At 71.0% G+C, this 21,404-nt stretch carries 20 protein-coding genes and 1 pseudogene; 7 read left to right on the forward strand and 14 right to left on the reverse strand.

Translation table 11 applies throughout. The features are described from left to right. Together ACWCPY_RS39345 and ACWCPY_RS39350 are read left to right on the forward strand one after the other, a co-directional pair. A pseudogene (locus ACWCPY_RS39345) lies at nt 1-461 on the forward strand (helix-turn-helix domain-containing protein); the annotation flags it as partial. Nucleotides 462-494: 33 nt separating this feature from the next. Then, nucleotides 495-1,391, forward strand: coding sequence for a hypothetical protein (locus ACWCPY_RS39350; RefSeq protein WP_451273405.1), 897 nt, complete (start codon nt 495-497; stop codon nt 1,389-1,391). A 224-nt stretch (nt 1,392-1,615) separates the two neighbouring features. Here ACWCPY_RS39350 and ACWCPY_RS39355 read toward each other — a convergent pair whose 3' ends face one another. Next, complete coding sequence (locus tag ACWCPY_RS39355; protein WP_451273445.1) at nt 1,616-2,773, reverse strand: acyl-CoA dehydrogenase; 1,158 nt, start codon at nt 2,771-2,773, stop codon at nt 1,616-1,618. 210 nt (nt 2,774-2,983) lie between these two features. On the opposite strand from ACWCPY_RS39355, the gene ACWCPY_RS39360 reads away from it, so the two are divergent. After that, on the forward strand, nt 2,984-4,327 hold the full coding sequence (locus tag ACWCPY_RS39360; RefSeq protein WP_451273407.1) for a UDP-glucose dehydrogenase family protein: 1,344 nt from the start codon (nt 2,984-2,986) through the stop codon (nt 4,325-4,327). 16 nt (nt 4,328-4,343) lie between these two features. On the opposite strand, the gene ACWCPY_RS39365 is transcribed toward ACWCPY_RS39360, so the two are convergent. After that, nucleotides 4,344-4,853: a CGNR zinc finger domain-containing protein gene (locus tag ACWCPY_RS39365; protein WP_451273409.1), complete on the reverse strand. Its 510-nt coding sequence runs from the start codon at nt 4,851-4,853 to the stop codon at nt 4,344-4,346. 130 nt (nt 4,854-4,983) lie between these two features. Here ACWCPY_RS39365 and ACWCPY_RS39370 point away from each other — a divergent pair, with 130 nt between their 5' ends. Continuing rightward, entirely contained in the window at nt 4,984-5,346 is a 363-nt protein-coding gene (locus ACWCPY_RS39370) for a VOC family protein (protein WP_451273411.1), read from the forward strand. Between the two features lie 59 nt (nt 5,347-5,405). On the opposite strand, the gene ACWCPY_RS39375 is transcribed toward ACWCPY_RS39370, so the two are convergent. The 3 genes from ACWCPY_RS39375 to ACWCPY_RS39385 are packed head-to-tail and all read right to left on the reverse strand — an operon-like array spanning nt 5,406 to nt 8,281. Then, nucleotides 5,406-6,599: a dipeptidase gene (locus ACWCPY_RS39375; RefSeq protein WP_451273413.1), complete on the reverse strand. Its 1,194-nt coding sequence runs from the start codon at nt 6,597-6,599 to the stop codon at nt 5,406-5,408. Between the two features lie 6 nt (nt 6,600-6,605). Beyond that, on the reverse strand, nt 6,606-7,145 hold the full coding sequence (gene purE, locus ACWCPY_RS39380) for a 5-(carboxyamino)imidazole ribonucleotide mutase (RefSeq protein WP_329197934.1): 540 nt from the start codon (nt 7,143-7,145) through the stop codon (nt 6,606-6,608). Beyond that, nucleotides 7,142-8,281 (reverse strand): 5-(carboxyamino)imidazole ribonucleotide synthase, encoded by a 1,140-nt coding sequence (locus ACWCPY_RS39385; RefSeq protein ID WP_451273415.1) that lies wholly within the window; start codon nt 8,279-8,281, stop codon nt 7,142-7,144. Before ACWCPY_RS39385 ends, purE begins: the two co-directional genes overlap by 4 nt. 173 nt (nt 8,282-8,454) lie before the next feature. Here ACWCPY_RS39385 and ACWCPY_RS39390 point away from each other — a divergent pair, with 173 nt between their 5' ends. Further along, on the forward strand, nt 8,455-9,021 hold the full coding sequence (locus ACWCPY_RS39390) for a GtrA family protein (protein ID WP_451273417.1): 567 nt from the start codon (nt 8,455-8,457) through the stop codon (nt 9,019-9,021). Between the two features lie 23 nt (nt 9,022-9,044). Here ACWCPY_RS39390 and ACWCPY_RS39395 read toward each other — a convergent pair whose 3' ends face one another. Beyond that, nucleotides 9,045-10,310, reverse strand: coding sequence for an ATP-binding protein (locus ACWCPY_RS39395; protein ID WP_451273419.1), 1,266 nt, complete (start codon nt 10,308-10,310; stop codon nt 9,045-9,047). Nucleotides 10,311-10,396: 86 nt separating this feature from the next. After that, nucleotides 10,397-11,074: a response regulator transcription factor gene (locus tag ACWCPY_RS39400; protein ID WP_072488330.1), complete on the reverse strand. Its 678-nt coding sequence runs from the start codon at nt 11,072-11,074 to the stop codon at nt 10,397-10,399. A 490-nt stretch (nt 11,075-11,564) separates the two neighbouring features. Here ACWCPY_RS39400 and ACWCPY_RS39405 point away from each other — a divergent pair, with 490 nt between their 5' ends. Further along, entirely contained in the window at nt 11,565-13,055 is a 1,491-nt protein-coding gene (locus ACWCPY_RS39405; protein WP_451273421.1) for a peptide MFS transporter, read from the forward strand. Between the two features lie 197 nt (nt 13,056-13,252). Here the strand turns inward: ACWCPY_RS39405 and ACWCPY_RS39410 are convergent, their stop codons facing one another. The 6 genes from ACWCPY_RS39410 to ACWCPY_RS39435 all read right to left on the reverse strand — a co-directional run bounded on the left by ACWCPY_RS39410 (nt 13,253) and on the right by ACWCPY_RS39435 (nt 18,729). After that, nucleotides 13,253-14,596: a hypothetical protein gene (locus ACWCPY_RS39410; RefSeq protein WP_451273447.1), complete on the reverse strand. Its 1,344-nt coding sequence runs from the start codon at nt 14,594-14,596 to the stop codon at nt 13,253-13,255. A 38-nt stretch (nt 14,597-14,634) separates the two neighbouring features. Beyond that, entirely contained in the window at nt 14,635-15,780 is a 1,146-nt protein-coding gene (locus ACWCPY_RS39415) for a hypothetical protein (protein WP_451273423.1), read from the reverse strand. Then, the gene (locus tag ACWCPY_RS39420; RefSeq protein WP_451273425.1) at nt 15,777-16,742 is read right to left on the reverse strand and encodes a COG1470 family protein; all 966 of its coding nucleotides are present in this window, start codon (nt 16,740-16,742) and stop codon (nt 15,777-15,779) included. The genes ACWCPY_RS39415 and ACWCPY_RS39420 overlap by 4 nt, the downstream gene beginning before the upstream one ends. Before the next feature lie 46 nt (nt 16,743-16,788). Further along, a complete protein-coding gene (locus ACWCPY_RS39425; protein WP_451273427.1) occupies nt 16,789-17,460 on the reverse strand; it encodes a peptidase in 672 nt (223 codons plus the stop codon). Between the two features lie 189 nt (nt 17,461-17,649). Next, the gene (locus ACWCPY_RS39430; protein ID WP_451273429.1) at nt 17,650-18,159 is read right to left on the reverse strand and encodes an ATP-binding protein; all 510 of its coding nucleotides are present in this window, start codon (nt 18,157-18,159) and stop codon (nt 17,650-17,652) included. 201 nt (nt 18,160-18,360) lie between these two features. After that, nucleotides 18,361-18,729: an STAS domain-containing protein gene (locus tag ACWCPY_RS39435; RefSeq protein WP_451273431.1), complete on the reverse strand. Its 369-nt coding sequence runs from the start codon at nt 18,727-18,729 to the stop codon at nt 18,361-18,363. Between the two features lie 283 nt (nt 18,730-19,012). Here ACWCPY_RS39435 and ACWCPY_RS39440 point away from each other — a divergent pair, with 283 nt between their 5' ends. Then, nucleotides 19,013-20,035: an RNA polymerase sigma factor SigF gene (locus tag ACWCPY_RS39440; protein ID WP_451273449.1), complete on the forward strand. Its 1,023-nt coding sequence runs from the start codon at nt 19,013-19,015 to the stop codon at nt 20,033-20,035. A 188-nt stretch (nt 20,036-20,223) separates the two neighbouring features. Here ACWCPY_RS39440 and hutI read toward each other — a convergent pair whose 3' ends face one another. Then, nucleotides 20,224-21,396 carry an imidazolonepropionase gene (hutI, locus tag ACWCPY_RS39445; RefSeq protein ID WP_451273433.1) on the reverse strand — a complete coding sequence of 391 codons (1,173 nt, stop codon included), beginning with the start codon at nt 21,394-21,396 and terminating at the stop codon, nt 20,224-20,226. Nucleotides 21,397-21,404 lie beyond the last annotated feature (8 nt).

Raw genomic sequence — 21,404 nt, forward strand, 5'->3', positions numbered from 1 at the left:
CCGCCCCCGCCCTCGTACCGGCCCCCACCGCGCGCACGACACCGCCACCACCGCTCCCCCGGCCGCAGGAGCTCACGCCTGAACTCCAGCGCGCGGCCACCGCCCTCCTCGCCGACCTGCGCCGCCACGTGCCCCAACTCGTCCTCTCCGAGAACGACATCCGCACCCTCGCCCCCGGCGTCGCCACCTGGCTCGAACGCGACGCCCACCCCGACACCATCCGCCACACCCTCACCACCGACCTCCCCGTCCCCCTGAAGCACCCGGCGAAGCTCCTCCGCCACCGCATCACGACGCTCCTGCCACCACCGCTGCCAGGAGCCCAGGACGTCGCCGCACACGCACGCCCCGGCGTCATCGTCATCCCGCTCCAGAACTGCGACCGCTGCGACCGCGCCTTCCGCTCCCGCCACCCCGGCCACTGCCGCGACTGCCGGACAGACCTCCACACAGCCGCCTGACCGGAACATCACCCACAACCCGAACGGATCTGCATGGTCAGCTCGCCCCACGAGGCAATGCACCGCATCTTCCAGGAGTACCCCGGCCTCTTCTCCCGCGTCTCCGAAGTGCTCGGAGTCGACATCCCACCACCCACATCGGCCACCGCGCTGCCCACCGACCTCACCGAGGCCCGTCCCGTCGAACGCCGGGTGGACACCCTCCTGCGCATCGAAACAGAGCACGACGGGCCCTTCGTCCTCGCCATCGAGGCCCAGGGCAAGAAGGACCCGCGCAAGACCGTCAGCTGGCCGTACTACGTCAGCTATCTCCACAACAGGTATGGGCTGCCCGTCCTGTTACTGGTCGTCTGCCAGGACCGCGCCACCGCCGAATGGGCCGCACGGCCCATCGCCATCGGCGTCCGTCAATGGCAGACCCTCGCCCTGAATCCCCTCGTCGCGGGGCCGCACAACATGCCGGTCATCACCGATGTGGCCGAGGCCCGCAAGGACCTCGCCCTCGCCACCCTGGCCGCCATCACACACGCCGACAATCCGGACGTCGGTGCCATACTGAAAACCCTGTCCGTCGCGCTGCGGGACACACCCGAAGCAATCGCCGACCCCATCGTCGAACTCACCGCACAGGGCCTGGGCAACCGCCCGGCCGCACAGCACTGGAGGAACCTGGTGGCCGTGGACCTCTCCTTCTACAAGTCCTTCATGTCGGAAGAAATCCGTGACGAAGGCCGGGCGCAAGGCCGCGCGCAAGGCCGGGCTCAAGGCCACGCCGAGGACATCCTGCTCGTACTGGGAGAGCGCGGCATCGCCGTTCCCGACGGGGTTCACAGGCGGATCACCGATTGCGGCGACCCCGAGACTCTGCGCCGGTGGCTCAGGCGAGCGGTCACCGCCGCCTCTGCCGAGGAGATCTTCACCGAGGAATAGCCTCGGCCTCATCCCGATGGCTGCGGACACCGGAGAGCGGCCCCGCCCCGGTCACCGCCCGGTTCCCATGGCGGCACTTCGGACCCTGGAAGACTCCCGGGACCTCCGCCGCCGAGCAAGCAGAGCAACGCCCCCACCACTGGAACTCAAGCCAGGTGGGGGCGTTCTCGGTCCGATTCGGCCCGGCAGCCGTCGAGGACGGCTGCCGGTCTGCGAAATCCCTGCTACGGCAGGTTCCTCGCCATGACGATGCGCTGGACCTGGTTCGTGCCCTCGTAGATCTGGGTGATCTTCGCGTCGCGCATCATCCGCTCCACCGGGTAGTCCCGCGTGTAGCCGTAGCCGCCGAGCAGCTGGACCGCGTCCGTGGTGATCTCCATCGCGACGTCGGAGGCGAAGCACTTGGCCGCGGCGCCGAAGAAGGTGAGGTCGCCGTCGAGGCGCTCGGACTTGGCGGCGGCCGAGTAGGTGAGCTGGCGGGCCGCCTCCAGCTTCATGGCCATGTCGGCGAGCATGAACTGGATGCCCTGGAAGTCGGCGATCGGCTTGCCGAACTGCTTGCGCTCCTGGACGTAGCCCTTGGCGTAGTCGAGGGCGCCCTGGGCGATGCCGAGGGCCTGGGCCGCGATGGTGATGCGGGTGTGGTCCAGGGTCTTCATCGCGGTGGCGAAGCCGGTGCCCTCCTCGCCGATCATGCGGTCGGCGGGGATGCGGACGTTGTCGAAGTAGACCTCGCGGGTCGGGGAACCCTTGATGCCGAGCTTCTTCTCCGGGGCGCCGAAGGAGACGCCCTCGTCCGACTTCTCGACGACGAAGGCCGAGATGCCCTTGGAACGCTTGGTCGGGTCGGTGACGGCCATGACCGTGTAGTACTCGGAGACGCCCGCGTTGGTGATCCAGCGCTTCACGCCGTTGAGCACCCAGAAGTCGCCGTCGCGCACGGCCCGGGTCTTCATGCCGGCGGCGTCGGAACCCGCGTCGGGCTCGGAGAGGCAGTACGAGAACATGCCGTCGCCCTTGGCGAGAGGGCCCAGGTACTTCTTCTTCAGGTCCTCGGAGCCGGAGAGGATCACCGGGAGGGAGCCGAGCTTGTTCACGGCGGGGATGAGGGAGGAGGAGGCGCAGACACGGGCCACCTCCTCGATCACGATGACCGTGGCGAGGGCGTCGGCGCCCGCGCCGCCGTACGCCTCGGGCACGTGCACCGCGTGCAGGTCGGCCGCGGTCAGGGCGTCCAGCGCCTCCTGCGGGAAGCGCGCCTCCTCGTCGACCGCCGCCGCGTGCGGGGCGATCTTCGCCTCGGCGAGCGCACGCACCGTCTCCCGGAGCATCTCGTGCTCCTCGGCCGGACGGTACAGGTCGAAATCGGTCGAACCCGCCAAGACGCTCACTCCCCAAGACGCTAACTACCGTTAAGTAACCCAATTTTAGGGCTCTGCTCCCGCAATGGCCTATGCAATGCCCGCGTGAGCTTCACGACAGGGGTGGGCGAAGGGTGGAAAAAGGGGTGCGGGCAGGCGGAAAACCTGGGCTTCGGGGGCACGACTATGCTCGTTCACCGCACGTCTGTCCGCATCTCACAGGAGCACTTCATGGCCCTCAGGATCACTGTGATCGGCACCGGCTACCTCGGCGCCACCCACGCCGCGGCCATGGCCGAGCTGGGCTTCGAGGTGCTCGGCCTCGACGTCGTGCCCGAGAAGGTCGAGATGCTGAGCGCCGGCCGGGTCCCGATGTACGAACCGGGCCTGGAGGAGCTGCTGCGCAAGCACGTCGAGGGCATCGAGGGATCCACCGGACGGCTGCGGTTCACCACCTCCCCGGAGGAGGTGGCGGCCTTCGGCGATGTGCACTTCGTCTGTGTGAACACTCCGCAGAAGCACGGCGAGTACGCCTGCGACATGAGCTTCGTGGACACCGCGTTCGAGTCGCTGGCACCGCATCTGACCCGGCCCGCCCTGGTCGTCGGGAAGTCGACCGTCCCGGTGGGCTCGGCGGCCCGGCTCGCGGCGCGGCTGGCGGAGCTGGCACCGGCGGGCGCCGACGCGGAGCTGGCCTGGAACCCGGAGTTCCTGCGCGAGGGCTTCGCCGTGAACGACACCCTGCACCCGGACCGGATCGTCGTCGGGGTGGCGAGCGAGCGGGCCGAGAAGCTGCTGCGCGAGGTGTACGCGGTGCCGGTCGCCGAGGGGTCGCCGTTCGTGGTGACGGACTTCCCGACCGCCGAGCTGGTGAAGACCGCGGCCAACTCCTTCCTCGCCACGAAGATCTCCTTCATCAACGCCATGGCGGAGGTCTGCGAGGCCGCCGACGGCGATGTGAAGAAGCTGGCCGAGGCGATCGGGCACGACGAGCGGATCGGTTCGAAGTTCCTGCGGGCCGGCATCGGCTTCGGCGGCGGCTGTCTGCCGAAGGACATCCGGGCCTTCATGGCGCGCGCCGGCGAGCTGGGCGCGGACCAGGCGCTGACCTTCCTCCGCGAGGTCGACTCGATCAACATGCGGCGCCGCGGCCACATGGTGGAGCTGGCCCGGGAGGCCGTGGGCGGCGACTCCTTCCTCGGCAAGCGGGTGGCGGTGCTGGGCGCGACGTTCAAGCCGGACTCGGACGACGTACGGGACTCGCCGGCGCTGAACGTGGCCGGGCAGATCCACCTCCAGGGCGGCCAGGTCACGGTCTTCGACCCGAAGGGCATGGAGAACGCCCGGCGGCTCTTCCCGACCCTCGGTTACGCGGACACGGCGCTGGACGCGGTGCGCGGCGCCGATGTGGTGCTTCATCTGACGGAGTGGCGCGAGTTCCGCGAGCTGGACCCGGCGGCGCTCGGCGAGGTCACGTCCCGCCGGATCATCCTGGACGGCCGCAACGCGCTCGACAGCGAGCTGTGGCGCGCGGCCGGCTGGACGTACCGGGCGATGGGCCGTCCGACGGCCTGAGCCGGGAACAGGGCGTTCAGCCGCGCTTCGCGCGGTAGGTGCGCATTTTGGCGCGGGCGCCGCACACCGACATGGAGCACCAGCGGCGGCGCCCCGCCGGGCTGCGGTCGTAGTAGGCCCAGCGGCAGTCCTCCGCCTCGCAGGCCTTGAGCCGGGCCCAGGTGCCCTCGGCCGCCGCGGTGGCGATGGCCGACGCGACGCGTGCGGTCATCCCGGCCGGTTCGGTGACGGGGCGCAGTGCGGCGGCGCCCGCCGCGTCCACGGTGACGCGCAGGGGCGCCCCGGCGAGGAGCCGGTCGAGCGTGGCCGCGGCGTCGTCCGGCGAGCGGTGGCCGGCGTGGGCGAGGCAGGCGGTACGGAGCGCCTCGCGCAGTTCGCGCGCGTCCGGGACCTCGGGTTCGGTGAGACCGAGGGCGGCACGCCCCTCCGCCGTGTCGAGAGTGTCCGCGCCCGTCTCGACGTCGAGCGTGTTGACCAGTGCCTCGATCAGGGCGAGTGCGCCGGGCGCGGGTTCCTTCTCACTCATGACTGCGACCTCACGATTGCGACCTCATGGTTGCGACGTTACTTCCTTTGCGGCAGCATGCAGTAACGGTTACCTGTTGAAGGCTTCTAGAGGTAACCAACTGCATCCGTCTGCCCGAGGAGGAATTGTCATGGCTGTCGCCACCCTGGGATCGGTCGTCCTGGACTGCCCCGACCCGGCCGCGCTCGCCGCTTTCTACGCGGGGCTGCTCGGCGGGGAGATCGTGCCCGGCGGGGAGGACTGGGTGGAGCTGACCGGCACCGGTGGCACGCTCCTCGCGTTCCAGGCCGCGCCCGGTCACGTACCGCCGCGGTGGCCGAACCCGGACGCACCGCAGCAGGTCCACCTGGATCTGACCGTGGCGGATCCGGACGCGGCGGAGAAGGAGGCGCTCGCGCTGGGCGCCACCGTGCTGGAGGCGGACGACCGGGAGCGGAGCTTCCGGGTGTACGCGGACCCGGCGGGGCACCCGTTCTGCCTCTGCGCCGGGTAGTGGACGACGTGTGGGGGCGCCCCGGAGGGCGCCCCCACACATGACATGACGGGACCGGGTCAGCCCGTCCGGCCGTCCAGCTGCTCGATCGTGGCGTGCGACGGGCCGCGGCGGGTGCGCAGCTCGCGCGCCACGTCCTCGGCGTCGCGCAGCACCCGCACGGCGTTCTGCCAGGTGAGCTTGGCGAGATCGGCGGTGGACCAGCCGCGGTCGAGCAGCTCCGCGATCAGGTTCGGGTAGCCGGCGACGTCCTGGAGGCCCTCGGGAAGGAAGGCCGTCCCGTCGTAGTCGCCGCCGATGCCGACGTGGTCGACGCCGGCGACCTCGCGCATGTGGTCGAGGTGGTCGGCGATGGTCGCCACGGTGGCCATCGGGCGCGGACGGGCCGCTTCGAAGTCGGCGTGGATCTTCATGGCCCGCGCGGTGGTGTCGAGGTGGTGCAGACCGTGCGCACGCAGGTTCTCGTCCGCGGCCCGGGTCCAGGCGACCGCCTCCGGCAGGACGAACTTCGGTACGAAGGTCGCCATGGCGATGCCACCGTTGGCGGGGAGCCGGCCGAGGACGTCGTCCGGGATGTTGCGCGGGTGGTCGCAGATCGCCCGCGCCGAGGAGTGCGAGAAGACCACCGGCGCCGTGGAGGTGTCGAGCGCGTCGCGCATCGTGGTGGCCGCCACGTGGGAGAGGTCGACCAGCATGCCGGTCCGGTTCATCTCCCGTACGACCTCGTGGCCGAACGGCGAGAGGCCGCCGACGCCGGGCTCGTCGGTCGCCGAGTCCGCCCAGGCGATGTTGTCGTTGTGCGTGAGCGTCATGTAGCGGACGCCCAAGGTGTGCAGGGCGCGCAGGGTGCCCAGCGAGTTGTTGATGGAGTGGCCGCCCTCGGCACCCATCAGGGAGGCGATGCGGCCCTCGGCGCGGGCCGTCTCCATGTCGTCGGCGGTCAGCGCGCGCCGCAGGTCGGCGGGGTAGCGGCCGATCAGCTCGGCGACCACGTCGATCTGTTCCAGGGTGGCGCTGACGGCCTCGTCGCCCGCCATGTCGGTCCGTACGTAGACGGACCAGAACTGGGCGCCGACGCCGCCCGCGCGCAGCCGGGGGATGTCGGTGTGCAGATGGCCGGACTGGTCGGTGGCGATGTCGCGGGCGTCGAGGTCGTAGCCGACCTGTTCGCGCAGCGCCCACGGCAGGTCGTTGTGCCCGTCGACGACGGGGTACTCGGCGAGGAGTTCCCTCGCCCGCTCCGGCTGCGCCACCGCCGCCTACTTCCCGAAGCCGAAGGAGTCGGCGCCCTGGACCTTGCTGCGGAGCCGCTTGCCCTTCTCCGTCGCCTGGTCGTTCAGATCCTGCTGGAACTCCCGCATCCGGGCCAGCAGCTCGCCGTCGTGGGCGGCGAGGATGCGGGCGGCGAGCAGGCCCGCGTTGCGCGCGCCGCCGACCGAGACGGTCGCGACCGGCACACCGGCGGGCATCTGCACGATGGAGAGCAGGCTGTCCATGCCGTCGAGGTACTTCAGCGGGACCGGCACACCGATGACGGGCAGCGGGGTGACGGAGGCGAGCATGCCGGGCAGGTGGGCGGCGCCGCCCGCGCCCGCGATGATCGCCTTGAGGCCGCGGTCCGCCGCGTGCTCGCCGTACGCGATCATCTCGCGCGGCATGCGGTGGGCGGAGACGACGTCGATCTCGTACGGGATCTCGAACTCGTCGAGGGCCTTGGCCGCCGCTTCCATGACGGGCCAGTCGGAGTCCGAGCCCATGACGATGCCGACGAGCGGCGCGGCGGTGCCGGGGGAAGTCATTCGGTGATCGTTCCTCGCAGGTAGTCGGCCGCGTGCCGGGCGCGCTCCCGCACGTCCGCCAGGTCGTCGCCGTAGGTGTTGACATGTCCGACCTTGCGGCCGGGCTTCACGTCCTTGCCGTACATGTGGATCTTGAGCTGGGGGTCGCGGGCCATGCAGTGCAGGTACGCCTGGTACATGTCCGGGAAGTCGCCGCCGAGGACGTTGGACATGACCGTCCAGGTGGCGCGCGGGCGCGGGTCGCCGAGCGGCAGGTCGAGCACGGCGCGGACGTGGTTGGCGAACTGCGAGGTGATCGCGCCGTCCTGCGTCCAGTGGCCGGAGTTGTGCGGGCGCATGGCCAGCTCGTTGACGAGGATGCGTCCGTCGCGGGTCTCGAAGAGTTCGACCGCGAGGTGGCCGACGACACCGAGCTCGGAGGCGATGCGCAGGGCCAGCTGCTGTGCCTCGCCGGCGAGCCGCTCGTCCAGCTCGGGGGCCGGGGCGATCACCGTGTCGCAGACCCCGTCGACCTGGATCGACTCGACGACCGGGTAGGCGACGGCCTGGCCGTGCGGCGAGCGGACGATGTTGGCCGCCAGCTCCCGTACGAAGTCGACCTTCTCCTCGGCCAGGACCGCGACGCCGGCCCGGAAGGGCTCCGCCGCGTCCGCCTCGGAGCGGACCACCCAGACACCCTTGCCGTCGTACCCGCCACGGACCGTCTTCAGGACGACGGGGAAGCCCCCGGCCTCCTCGGCGAAGGCGGCGACATCGGCCGGGTCCTCCACGATGCGGTGGCGGGGGCAGGGCGCGCCGATCTCGGTGAGCTTCGCGCGCATCACCCCCTTGTCCTGGGCGTGCACCAGCGCGTCGGGTCCCGGGCGCACGGGGATGCCGTCCGCCTCCAGGGCCCGCAGGTGCTCGGTCGGTACGTGTTCGTGATCGAAGGTGATCACGTCACAGCCGCGCGCGAAGGCACGCAGCGTGTCCAGGTCGCGATAGTCGCCGACGACGACTTCGCTCACCACCTGGGCCGCCGAGTCCTGGGGGGTGTCGCTGAGGAGCTTGAACTTGATGCCGAGGGGGATGCCCGCCTCGTGGGTCATACGGGCGAGCTGACCGCCACCGACCATGCCGACTACCGGGAACGTCACTCCTCCAGGGTATCCGCCGCTCCGGGGAGCTCCCGACGACGCCCTCCGGCCGCCCGCTCCGGCGGCCGTGTCACAGCATCGCCACACCACTCGCCCCATCCACGGGCGACGCCAGGACGGGCTGGTTAGCATGACCGGGTTGACGTAACCGACAGACGGGCTGAGCGATCACCATGAGCGAACGGGGCGCACTGCGGGCGCGGCTGGAGCTGCTGGCCCGGGAAGTCGCCAAGTTCGGCGTGGTCGGCGCGGTGGGCCTGGTGGTCAACATCGTGGTGTCCAACCTGCTCTGGCGCTACACGGACATCCCGACGGTGCGGGCCGGTCTGCTGGCCACCCTCGTCGCCATCCTCGGCAACTACATCGGCTTCCGCCACTGGACCTACCGGGACCGCGACAAGAGCGGCCGGACCCGTGAGCTGACGCTGTTCCTGCTGTTCAGCGCGGTGGGCGCGGTCATCGAGACCGGTGTGCTGTACACGGCGACGTACGGCTTCGGCTGGAACACCCCGGTCCAGAGCAATGTCTTCAAGATCCTCGGGATCGGCATCGCGACCCTGTTCCGCTTCTGGTCCTACCGGACGTGGGTGTTCAAGGCGCTGCCCGTCGAGAAGCCCGCGACGGCCTCCGGGGCCCCCGTGGCCGGTGGGGACGGTGGGGACGGTGGGGCCGAGAGGTTTCTGAAGCAGGGGCGTACGGAGCCGGTGCCGCGGGTCGGGGCGGATTCCGTACGGCGATAGCGGGCGTCCCCGCCGCTCGCCGTTCACCGCACCGGGCGTTCCGGTTCCTGCTTCTTCAGAGCCACCCGGCTGAGGAACAGGGCGAAAACCGCGGGCTGCTGCTGGAGCAGTTCGAGGCGGCCGCCGTCCGCCTCCGCGAGGTCCCTGGCCACCGCGAGGCCGATGCCGGTGGAATTGCGTCCGCTGATCGTCCGCTCGAAGATCCGGGCGCCCAGATCGGGCGGAACCCCGGGGCCCTCGTCCGTGACCTCGATGACCGCCTGGTTGCCGGTGACCCGGGTGCGCAGCGCGACCGTACCGCCGCCGTGCATCAGTGAGTTCTCGATCAGCGCGGCCAGCACCTGGGCGACCGCGCCCGGCGTGCCGACGGCCCGCAGCCCCTGCTTGCCGGAGCGGACGATGGCACGGCCCGCGCTCCGGTAGGCGGGGCGCCACTCCTCGATCTGCTGCTTGACCACCTCGTCGAGGTCGAAGACCACGGCGGAGCCGGTACGCGGATCACGGGCGTTGGTCAGCAGCCGTTCCACCACGTCGGTGAGCCGCTCGACCTGGGTGAGGGCGATGTTCGCCTCCTCCTTCACCGTGTCCGGGTCGTCGGTGACCGAGATCTCCTCGATGCGCATGGAGAGCGCGGTGAGCGGCGTACGGAGCTGGTGGGAGGCGTCGGCGGCCAGCCTGCGCTCCGCGGTCAGCATCCGGGCGATCCGTTCGGCGGAGGCGTCCAGGACGTCGGCGACCCGGTCCAGCTCCGGCACCCCGTACCGCTTGTGGCGCGGGCGCGGGTCGCCGGAGCCCAGGCGTTCGGCGGTCTCGGCCAGGTCGGTCAGCGGTGAGGTCAGCTTGTTGGCCTGGCGTACGGCCAGCAGCACGGCGGAGACGATGGCCAGCAGCGCCACCGCTCCGATGATCATCAGGGTGCGGCCGACCTCGCGGGTGACCGCGGAGCTGGATTCCTCGACGGTGACCCGCTCGCCGCGCTCCCCCTCGGCGGTGCTTCTGATCACACTGCCGGAGGGGCGCTTGCCGACTTCGAGCGGGGACCGGCCGGGGATCTTGATCAGGGCGTAGCGCTTGCTGGTGATCTGCTGGGAGAGCAGCGCGGAGGTGATCCGCTCGTCCTCCAGCAGCCGGCTCTCGACGACGCTGATCAGCCGCAGCGCCTCGGAGTCGACGCTCTCCTGGGCGCTGTTGCTGATGGTGCGGGTCTCGACGATGACCAGGGAGACACCGAAGACGGCGATCACCACGAGCACCACGGCGAGCGTGGAGTTGATCAGTCTGCGGCGCATGGATGCTCGTTCTCAGCTCTTCTCGGAACGTCGGCTCTTCTCGGAACGTCGGCCCCCTCGGAACATCGGCCCCCTCGGAACGGGCGTCAGCTCTTCTCGAAGCGGAAGCCGACGCCCCGTACGGTCGCGATGTAGCGGGGGTTGGCGGCGTCGTCGCCGAGCTTCTTGCGGAGCCAGGAGATGTGCATGTCGAGGGTCTTCGTCGACGACCACCAGGTGGTGTCCCAGACCTCGCGCATCAGCTGGTCGCGGGTGACGACCCGCCCGGCGTCGCGGACCAGGACGCGCAGCAGGTCGAACTCCTTGGCGGTGAGCTGGAGTTCCTCCTCGCCCATCCAGGCGCGGTGCGACTCGACGTCGATCCGGACGCCGTGCGTCGCGGGCTGGGGCGCGGGCTCGGTGGCGCCGCGGCGCAGCAGGGCGCGGACCCGGGCCAGCAGTTCGGCGAGACGGAAGGGCTTGGTGACGTAGTCGTCGGCACCCGCGTCGAGGCCGACGACGGTGTCCACCTCGTCGGCGCGGGCGGTCAGCACCAGGATCGGCACGGTGTGACCCTCGGCACGGAGCCTGCGGGCAACTTCGAGGCCGTCCATCCCGGGCAGACCCAGGTCGAGCACGACCAGGTCGATCCCGCCCTGGAGGCCGGCGTCGAGTGCGGTCGGACCGTCTTCGCGGACCTCGACCTCGTAACCCTCCCGACGCAGGGCGCGGGCCAGCGGCTCCGAGATGGATGCATCGTCCTCGGCGAGCAGTACACGGGTCATGGAGTGATGGTAGTCCGCGCGGAGCGGATGCCGGGAGGTGATCCAAAAGCCCTGCGGGTCTGCGAAATAAACGGGTGACCGCCTTTGAATATGGGAGTTCGGTTCCATCAAAACCTGTGATCCATCTCTCAAGTCCATTCATATCGGGCTCTGTCGTGGCGTATGGTGGCTCGACGCCTGTTGCACTACTCAAGGACCCTTGGGCAGCTTTTAGCGCCAAGGGTCTCTTTTGTTGGCCGACTGGTACCCGCCAGTCGCGACTCAGTGAATGACCTGTGGCCGGGCCCGGAGCGCGAGGATGCGCGCCGGGCGTGGATCCCGGCACGGTCCGTCCCCGTCCCCCACGGCCGGCTCCTCGGTGAGTCCGGCGAGCGGGGCGAATCCCCTCTCGGGCGTGAGGGGTGGGGCGCGCCCGTGCCGGTGCCGGCCTCCCCCCACCGGGCGCATCACGCTCACAAGGCGTCGCGTCCCGAGCACACAAGGATCGACCATGGCGTCCAGCCTGACGAAGGACCCGGCCAGTACTTCTGGATCCGCGAAAACCTTCTTCGGCCACCCCCGCGGCCTGGCCACTCTCTTCATGACCGAGATGTGGGAGCGCTTCAGCTTCTACGGCATGCGGGCCCTGCTTCCGCTGTACCTGGTCTCCAATTCCGGCCTGCACATGAACGCGGCCACGGCCACCGCGATCTACTCGATCTACATGGCGATGGTGTACCTGCTCGCCATGCCCGGCGGCTGGTTCGGCGACCGGGTCTGGGGGCCGCGCAAGACGGTCACCATCTCGGCCGCGATCATCATGCTGGGCCACCTGACGCTCGCGCTGCCGGGCTCCGGCACCTTCTTCGCCGGTCTGGCACTGGTCGCGCTCGGCTCCGGGCTGCTGAAGGCCAACATCTCCACGATGGTCGGCCACCTCTACAACGGCCCGGACGACCCGCGTCGCGACGGTGGCTTCACCGTCTTCTACATGGGCATCAACCTCGGTGCCTTCGCCGCGCCGCTGATCATCGGCACGGTCGGCGAGAAGGTGAACTGGCACCTCGGCTTCGCCATCGCCGCCGCCGGCATGGCGCTGGGTCTGGCCCAGTTCCTCATCGGTACGCGCCACCTCAGCGCGCGCAGCAGCGTCGTCCCGAAGCCGCTGTCGGCCGAGGAGCGCCGTACGACCCTGCGCAAGGGTCTGCTGTGGCTGATGGTGGCCGTCGTCTTCTACGGCGTCCTCGTCGCCACCGATGTCTACACGCTGAACTGGGCGCTCGTCCCGATCACCGTCGCCGGTCTGCTCATCCCGGTCGCGGTGCTGGTGCGGATCAAGCGGGACCGGGACCTCTCGAAGACCGAGCAGTCGAAGATGTCCGGCTACATCTGGTTCTTCGTCGCCGCGGCCGTGTTCTGGATGATCTACGACCAGGGCGGCTCGACGCTGTCGCTCTTCGGTGAGTCCTCGACCACCAACAGCCTGTTCGGCCTGAACTTCCCGACCTCCTGGTACCAGTCGGTCAACCCGGTCTTCATCATGGCGCTGGCCCCGGTCGTCGCCTGGATATGGCTGGCGCTGAACCGGCGCGGCAAGGAGCCGAGCACGGTCGTCAAGTTCGGCTCGGGCCTCTTCCTGGTCGGTGTCTCCTTCCTCGTCTTCATGCTGCCGCTGACCATGACGACGGACGGCGACAAGGTCAGCCCGATGTGGCTGGTGTCGATCTACTTCCTGCAGACCGTCGGTGAGCTCTGCCTCTCCCCGGTCGGCCTGTCGGTCACCACGAAGATGGCGCCCGCGAAGTACGGCAGCCAGATGATGGGTGTCTGGTTCCTCGCGGTCACCGCGGGCGACTGCACCACCAGCCTGCTGTCGCTGGCCGGTGTCGACCTGAACAAGACCGGGATGGTGGGCCTGGAGGCGGCGCTCGCGATCGTGGCGGCGTTCTCGATCTGGATGTACCGCAAGAAGGTCAGCCTGCTCATGGGCGATGTGCGCTGACGCGCTGATGTGCTGCTGACGCGCTGATCGCTCTCTGCCCGTACACAGGGGCCGCCGCACCGTCGACCGGTGCGGCGGCCCCTGTGCCGTTGTCACTGCTGCCACGGGCCCTGTGCCGTTGCTACGGCTGTCGCGGTCCCTGCGGCGCCGTTGCCACGGCTGTCGCGGCCCCCTGTGCCGTGGTCACGGGAGCCGGCTCACCTGGTGCCGCGCAGCCTGCGCCACGGGGTGAAGGTGAACACCGCGCCGCCGAGCAGGATCGCCGTGCCCGCGACGAGGCCGAGGGCACGCAGGGTGCCGGTGTCCTCGGCCCCGGTGGCGGCCAGTCCGCCGCCGGAGGCCGTGCCGCCGGCCGCGGAGCCCGCGCCCGTGGAGCCCGTGGTGGCGGAGCCGGAGGCGCCGCCCTGCTGGGCGGTGGTGTCGAGCTCCAGCGACGGGGTCACCGAGCCCTTGACCTTGCACGGGATGTTGATCTTCGAGGCGCCCAGGGTGACGTCGATCGTCAGGGTGCCGGGGCTGAGCGTGGACTTGCCGGAGGCGCCGGGCTTGTAGGTGCCGGTCATGTCGGACAGGTCGACCGGCTTGCCCTGCTCCAGCGGTTCGGCGTTGGCCGGGCCGGTGACCTTCACCGAGCCCTTGTCGGCGCCGCCCAGGGTGATGTCCATGGACGGCTTCAGCGCGCCGGCCGGCAGCGCGGCCGGGCTGTCCATCACGCCCTTGGCCGTCTTGACCGTGAGGGCGTAGCTGCCGCCGCTCTTCTTGGCGTTGATCGTCACCTTGGAGGAGATGTCGGCCGGCCCGGGGGACGTACAGGTGAAGTGGACCGCGACCTCCTTGCCGGGGAAGTCGGTCTGTCCGCTGCCGCCGCCGGAGCCCGAGGTCGTGGAGCCGGAGTCGCCGCCGCCCGTCGTCGTACCGCCCGCGGTGGTGGAGCCGGAGGTCGTACCGCCCGCGGTGGTGGAGCCCGAGGTCGAACCGGAGGTCGTACCGCCCGCGGTCGTCGAGCCGCTCGTCGTACCGCCCGTGGTGGCTCCGCCGCCGTCCGTGACCTTGATGGTCGCGCCCGGCTGCGCGGTCTCCTTCGGGGTGCACTTGGTGTCCGTGGAGATCGGCTTGGAGACGTTGATGTTGTACGCGTCCGGCGTCAGCGTGATCTCACCGGCCTTCTCCAGCTTCAGCGTGCCCTTCATGTCGGGCAGCACCATGGCGCTGTTCTTGGGGATCGGCGGGTTCTGCCGCGGCCCTTCCATCTGCACGGTGCCCGTGGCGGCGCCGCCCACCTTGAGGGTGCCGGTCGGCTTGACCGTGTCCTTGTCCAGGTCGAGCACATCGGGGTTCTTGGAAGCGGCCGCGACCGTCTTCCACACCACCTCGACGGTGTCCCCGACCTTCGCCTCGGCGGGCGCGGTCAGCTGCACCACGGTGGTGCCCTGCACGGCCGGCAGCCCGGAGATGGGCGGCGGAATGCACTCCGTCGCGTACGAGACGTCGGCGGCCTGGGCCGGACTCGCGGCCAGCAGCAAGCCCGCGCCGCCGAGCATCATCGCGACTCCCGCCGCGACCGTCCTGCGTTGCGTACTCACGAATGTCCCTTCGTCGTCGGTCTGTTCTCTGACGGTGCGGAATCGGGTGTGAACCACGGCAGCGCGGCCGTGGTGGTGGCCGGGCCGTCGGTGGACGCGGCCGTGGAGTCCTCGGCGGGCCCCGGCGCACGGCGCGGCTTCGGGGTCCTCGCGGGCCTGCCGGCCCCGCGCCGGGGGCGGCGGCGCCCGGCGCGGCCCGGGGCCCGCGAGGAGCGGGGCCGTACCCTGTCGACGACCGCCATGCCGATCCGGAACACGGCGGCCGGTACGACGAGGCACAGCAGGATCCAGAAGAGCGTGACGCCCCAGGGGCGGCCGACCCCCCACGGCTGTTCGGCCAGCACCTTGCCGCCGTACTTGAGCGAGACCTGGTAGTCGCCGTGGGCCCCCGCCGTCAGTTCGACCGGGAGCTCGATCTGCGCCTTGCGGCCGGAGGCGATGGTGCCGCGCCACTGCCGCTCCTCCCACTGCGGGGCGAAGACGCCGTGCGCGGTGCCGATCTCGAAGACCGGGTCCCCGACGGGGTCGGAGCCGAGGTTGCCCACGGTGAAGACCAGCTTCCGGGCGGGCGGGGCACCGAACCAGGTGAGGATCCCGCTGTCGCCCTCCAGCCGGGTGGTGGCGAGCACCGCGAGCCTGCCGCCCCCGGTCTCCTTCGGCAGCGCGGCGATCGGGTGGCCCGCGACGACGAACACGGCGTCGGCGGTGGCCTGTTCGCCGGTGACGGTGGCGACATGCACCACGCAGGGGCAGGGCACGGGCGGTTCTGCGACCGGCATCTTCTTGCGGAAGGCGCCCTTGGCGTCGGTCGTGACGGCCCGGCCCTCGGCGTTGGCGCAGGAGTTCGTACCGCCGATCACACCGCGGTCGGTCGTTGCGCGCCCGCAGATCAGCATCATCAGCAGTGCCTTCGGGCGCCAGCCGCCGCCCTTCACGGTGATCTCGCCGCCCTTGCCCGCCTGCTGCCTGGAAAGGGTGACCCCGGGCTTCGTGTCCGCGGCCCGCGCGACCGCCGCTCCGGCCCGGGTCGCGGGGAGCGCCGGCGGGGCGGACAGCAGCGCTGCGAGCAGCGCGACGAACAGCGCGGCGGCCCACCGGTGGTGGGCGCTGCGAGGTGCTGCCGGTCCGGCCTGTCCAGTCACGATTCCGCTCCCGCCTTCGCCAAGTGCCTGCTCCCGGAGTGCTGTCGGTCGCCCGGCGACCGTCCGGGCCGTTCGTCGTCGTCCGGCCGCCGGGCGTGCGCCCGCCTGCGCCGGAGGGCGTACGCGCCCGCGCCGGCGGCGACCGCGACGAGCAGCGCGCCGGCGGTCAGCGGTGCCCACGGGACGAAGACCGCGCGGGCCGTCGCCTCGCCGTGCGCGCCGCCCGCCGCCGTGACGCGCAGCCGTACGGTCGCCGAGTCGAGCGCGGGGACGTCCCGCCACGGCTCGGTGAGCCTGACCCGCTGTCCGGGCGGCACCCGTACCGGCAGGGTGCGGGCCTCGCGTCGCAGCAGCGTCCCGAACACCCCGTCGGCCCGGACGGCGATCCGCGGTGCGAGGACCGCGTTGCCCCGGTTGACCAGCGTGTAGTGGATGGTCCGCCCGGACACGGTGACGTCCTCGACGGTGAGCGCGGCCAGCGTCGGCCCGCCGACCCGGAGCCGGACGTCCACGTCCACCGAGCGGTCGCCGCCGCGCACGACGATCGCGCCGGAGTGGTCGCCGGGCGTCGCACCGGCCGGCACCGTGACGGTGAACGGCACGTCGGCCCGGGTACGGGCCGGGACGGTCACCTCGGTGGCGGCGGTCCGCAGCCAGCGCCCGGTCCCGGTCGCACCCTTGCCCCCGGTGCCGTCGGCGCCGCTCAGCCGTACGGTGACCGGGGACCGGCCCGGGTTGGTGACGGAGAGCCGGTCCTGCAGAACGGTGCCGGGCGGGCCCTCCAGATAGAAGTACGGCCTGCCGCCCGTGCCGGAACCGCTCACCGCGGGCCGCGCCGTCCACGCGGTGGCGCCCGGGTGCGGGGCGGGCCCCGTCGCGGCGGCGGCCACCGGCGTCATGGCGAGGGCGCACAGCAGTACGGCAAGGGCGAGTCGGGCGGCGTGACCGGTGGGCGACGGCATGGGCGGCTCCCTGGTGCGTGACGGCGGCGGCTGGGTCCGGCAACGCCTATCGGCCCACGGCCCCCTGTCCGCGCCTGGTCAGCCAGAGCACCCCGGCCGCACCGGTCAGCAGCACCGTGCCGCCCAGCGTGCCGAGCGCGACGGCCGAGTCCAGCGGGCCGGTCTTCGGCAGCTGCCCGCCGCTGTCGTCCGGGGTGGTCTGCGAACCGCCCGTGGCCGTCACGTCGAGCTGGAGCGACGGGCCCGGGTTGTTGGAGGGGGTGCACGTCGTGGTCGTACCGAGCGCCTTGATGGTGAGCACCCCGGCGGTGAAGTCGACCTTGCCGCTCTTCTTCGGGGTGTACGTGCCCGACAGGTCACTGATCTTGATAGGGGTGTTGGCGGGTATCGCGGCGGAGTTCGGCGGGCCGGAGACCTGGACCTGGCCCGGGTCGGCGCCGCCCACCTTGATGACCGCGCTGGGGTTCATCGCACCCTTGCCGAGTTCGACGGGGCTGGAGGAGACACCCTTCTGGAAGGACATCGTGAGCCGGTAACCGCCACCGCTCTTGACGCTCTTGATGTCGATGGGAGACACGGCGCTCTTGTCGCCGATGGGGGTCTTGCACTTGTAGTCGACGTCCACGACCGTGGCGTGGGCGGCGGGCGCGGCCATCAGCACCACCGTGCCCGCCAGCGCGGACGCCAGCGCGAGAGCTGTTCGCTTCTGGTAGGACACCTGAGTTCCCCTCATGCCGGAAGTCGCCGCACGCCGGTGCTGACCGACGCAAGTTACTGACGACACATCAGATCGGGCGCTCAAGGTACGCCCGGCACCTTGTGGAGGGAAGACAAAGAGCGCGCCGATCCGGCGCGCTCTTCGGTGGTGCGAACGGCGGGGCGACACGCCCCCGGTCGGGCCCTCCGCCTACGCGGGGGCGGCCAGCTCCGCCCAGACGGTCTTCCCGGACCGGCCGGGCACCCGCAGGACGCCCCAGTCCAGGCAGAGCCGCTGCACGATGAACATGCCGTGCCCGCCGGGCCGCCCGGCCCGGTGCGGGGTGCGCGGCGCGGGCTGTCCCGCGCCCGAGTCGACGACCTCCACCCGCAGCACCTTCGCCGTGCAGGCGATGCGCAGCTCCTCGGGGCCGTCGGCGTGCAGGCAGGCGTTGGTGACCAGCTCGGAGACGACCAGCAGGACGTCCTCGGCGGCGGCCCGGCCGTCGGCGCTCGTCGCGGGGAGCCAGCCCCATGAGTGAAGCGCCTGGCGGGCGAAGTCGCGGGCGGTCGGCACGATGCCGGCGACGCCCCGCAGCGCCAGGGTGCGCCACTGCCACTCGGCCGGCTCGGGGGCGGGCGCGCCGGTGCCCGCGTCCACGCCGGCGCCCTGCGGCTCCCGGCCGAGGCCGCCCGGCGGATGCTGCCGGGTGGTGCTCATCAGCGCTTCACCTCACCGATTCACCATGTCGCCGTCGAAACATTTCGACAGTTGCAGTTACAGATACAGAGTGTGCGGGTCGCTCATGGCTCCGCCGGATGTCTTCTGCCCGGCCGAATCGCGACAACACCCACTTCGTCCGCGTGAATCGCGTGACACGGGCAACACATGGGGCGCCCGGGACCGCGACACGCGCCGCGGTCACGTGTCCAGGGCCGCTTCGAGGGAGTCGTGGACGGTGAAGACCGCCTCGGCCCCGGTGATCTCGAAGACCCTCGCCACCACCGGCAGCATGCCTGCCAAATGGACCCCTCCCCCGGCCGCTTCCGCCTTCAGGCGGGCACCGAGCAGCACATTGAGCCCGGTGGAATCACAGAATTCGAGGCCCGAGCAGTCGACCACCAGGCGCACCCGCCCCTGCTCGACCGCGTGCTCCAGGGGCTCCCGCAGGAGATCCGCCGTGTGGTGGTCCAGCTCACCCACCGGCGTCACGACCTCGCTGCACCCTTCGGTCCGGACGTCGACCTGAAGCCGACCCCGGTTCGCACTGCCGACCGTCCCGCGGTCCATGCCCGTCCCTCTTCGCCGTTCGTCACCGCCTGCGCCTCAGCGTGCGCAGATGCGTATGTGCTGTCTCTGACGTTCTTGAAACATTACGCGGTCTGTGCGCCACGCGATACCCGAAGACCTCAACAAACCGGACATATAGCCTCAATTGGCGCTTGTAACTGCCTGTCCGGAGCAGGTAAGGGTAGGGGGACACCCAAAACACGACCGGCTTCGGAGGCGCCGCTTCACCGCAGGAACACGTATGGGCATCGGCAGCCATATGCCGAGAACGATGGAGGAGACCATGTCGCCCCGGCTCGACGGAACGCGTCCCCACAACGCGACGTCAGCATGTCCTGAGGGACTGACCCACTCAGACTCCCCTGCCGCGACCGCCGAAGACGGCACCCGCAGCAGCATCCGCACCACCAGCACCACCTGCACGACCAGCAGCATCAGTGACACCGGCCACATCGGTGGCCACGACCGCATCGGCGCCGACGACCACGGCGCGCGTGACGGTCTCGAAGGACTTCCCGAGATCCCGCCCTTCGACGAGGTGGGACCGCTGGACGCCAGGGCGTTGTCGAAGACGCTCTTCGCACGGCTCGAATCCCTCGAAGAGGGCACCCACGAGTACGCGTACGTCCGCAATACGCTCGTCGAACTGAACCTGGCGCTGGTCAGGTTCGCCGCCTCCCGGTTCCGCTCCCGCAGCGAGCCGATGGAGGACATCGTCCAGGTCGGCACCATCGGCCTGATCAAGGCGATCGACCGTTTCGAGCTCAGCCGGGGCGTGGAGTTCCCCACGTTCGCGATGCCGACCATCGTCGGCGAGATAAAGCGCTTCTTCCGCGACACCAGCTGGTCCGTGCGCGTCCCGCGCCGGCTGCAGGAGCTGCGGCTCGACCTGGCCAAGGCGGGCGACGAGCTCGCCCAGCGACTGGACCGCTCGCCCACCGTGGGCGAGCTCGCCGACCGCCTCGGCATCACCCGCGACGAGGTCGTCGAGGGCATGGCCGCGAGCAACGCGTACACCGCGAGCTCGCTGGACGCCAAGCCCGAGGAGGACGAGAGCGAGGGAGCGCTGGCGGACCGGATCGGCTACGAGGACCACGGACTCGAAGGCATCGAGTACGTGGAGTCCCTGAAGCCGCTGATCGCCTCGCTGCCGCGCCGCGACCGAAAGATCCTCTCGCTCCGGTTCGTCGCCAACATGACGCAGTCGGAGATCGGTGAGGAGCTGGGCATCTCCCAGATGCATGTCTCGCGGCTGCTCTCCCGGACGCTGATCAAGCTGCGCAAGGGCCTGACACTGGAGGAGTGAACGGGCAGGCGCCGCAACGGCACGGAAGGACCCGCCCCGGCAACGGGCGGGTCCTTCCGCATGTGTGACGCCCCGTCACGGGCCCGGTCGGCGCCGCGCGGACGCCGCGGCTGCCCGGACGTCGCGTGGGCCGCGCTGCCGCAGTGGTTGCCCGGACGACGCGTGCGCCGCGCCGCCGCAGTGCTTGCTCAGACCACGCGTGCGCCGCGCCGCCAGACCGCGTGGACCAGCGGCACACCCGGCCGGTAGGCGAGGTGGACATGGCTGGGCGCGTCGAGGAGCACCAGGTCGGCGCGGGCGCCGGGGGCGATGCGCCCGATGTCCGTACGGCGCAGGGCCGCGGCGCCGCCCGCGGTGGCGGACCAGAGTGCCTCGTCCGGCGTCATGCCCATGTCCCGTACGGCGAGGGCGATGCAGAAGGGCATGGAGGACGTGAAGGACGAGCCCGGATTGCAGTCGGTCGAGAGCGCGACGGTGGCGCCCGCGTCGAGGATGCGGCGGGCGTCGGGCCAGGTGGCCCGGGTGGAGAACTCGGCGCCGGGGAGCAGGGTGGCGACCGTGCTCCCCTGGGCCAGGGCGTCGACGTCGGCGTCGGTGAGGTGGGTGCAGTGGTCGGCGGATGCGGCGTCGAGTTCGACGGCGAGCTGGACGCCGGGTCCGTGGCCGAGCTGATTGGCGTGGACGCGGGGGTGCAGGCCCTTGGCGATGCCCGCGGTCAGGATCGCGCGGGCCTGGTCGCCGTCGAAGGCGCCCTTCTCGCAGAAGACGTCGATCCAGCGGGCGTACGGGGCACAGGCGTCGAGCATCGCCCCGGTGACCAGGTCGACGTAACCGGCCGGGTCGTCGGCGTAGTCCGGGGAGACGATGTGCGCGCCGAGGTAGGTGACCTCCTCGGTGTGCCGGGCGGCGATGCGCAGGGCACGGGCCTCGTCCTCGACGGTGAGGCCGTAGCCGGACTTGGTCTCGAAGGTGGTGGTGCCCTGGCGCAGCGCCTCGGCGAGGTAGCGGGCGACGTTGGCGGCGAGTTCCTCGTCGGTGGCGGCGCGGGTGGCGGCGACGGTGGTCCGGATGCCGCCCGCGCTGTAGGCGCGGCCGGACATCCGGGCGTTGAACTCCTCGGTGCGGTCGCCCGCGAACACCAGGTGGGAGTGGGAGTCGACGAAGCCGGGGATCATCGCCCGGCCGCCCGCGTCGACGGCGTTGTCAGTGGCGGGTGCTTTGCTTGATTCACCGGTCCAGACGACCCGGTCGCCCTCGATGACGACGGCCGCGTCCTGGATGGGGCCCAGGGGGGAATCCGCGCACAGGGAGGGGTCGTTGGTGACCAGACTGGCGATGTTGGTGATGGCGGTCGTCGTCATCGGGGTGC

The organism is Streptomyces sp. NPDC002403, from assembly GCF_053593015.1.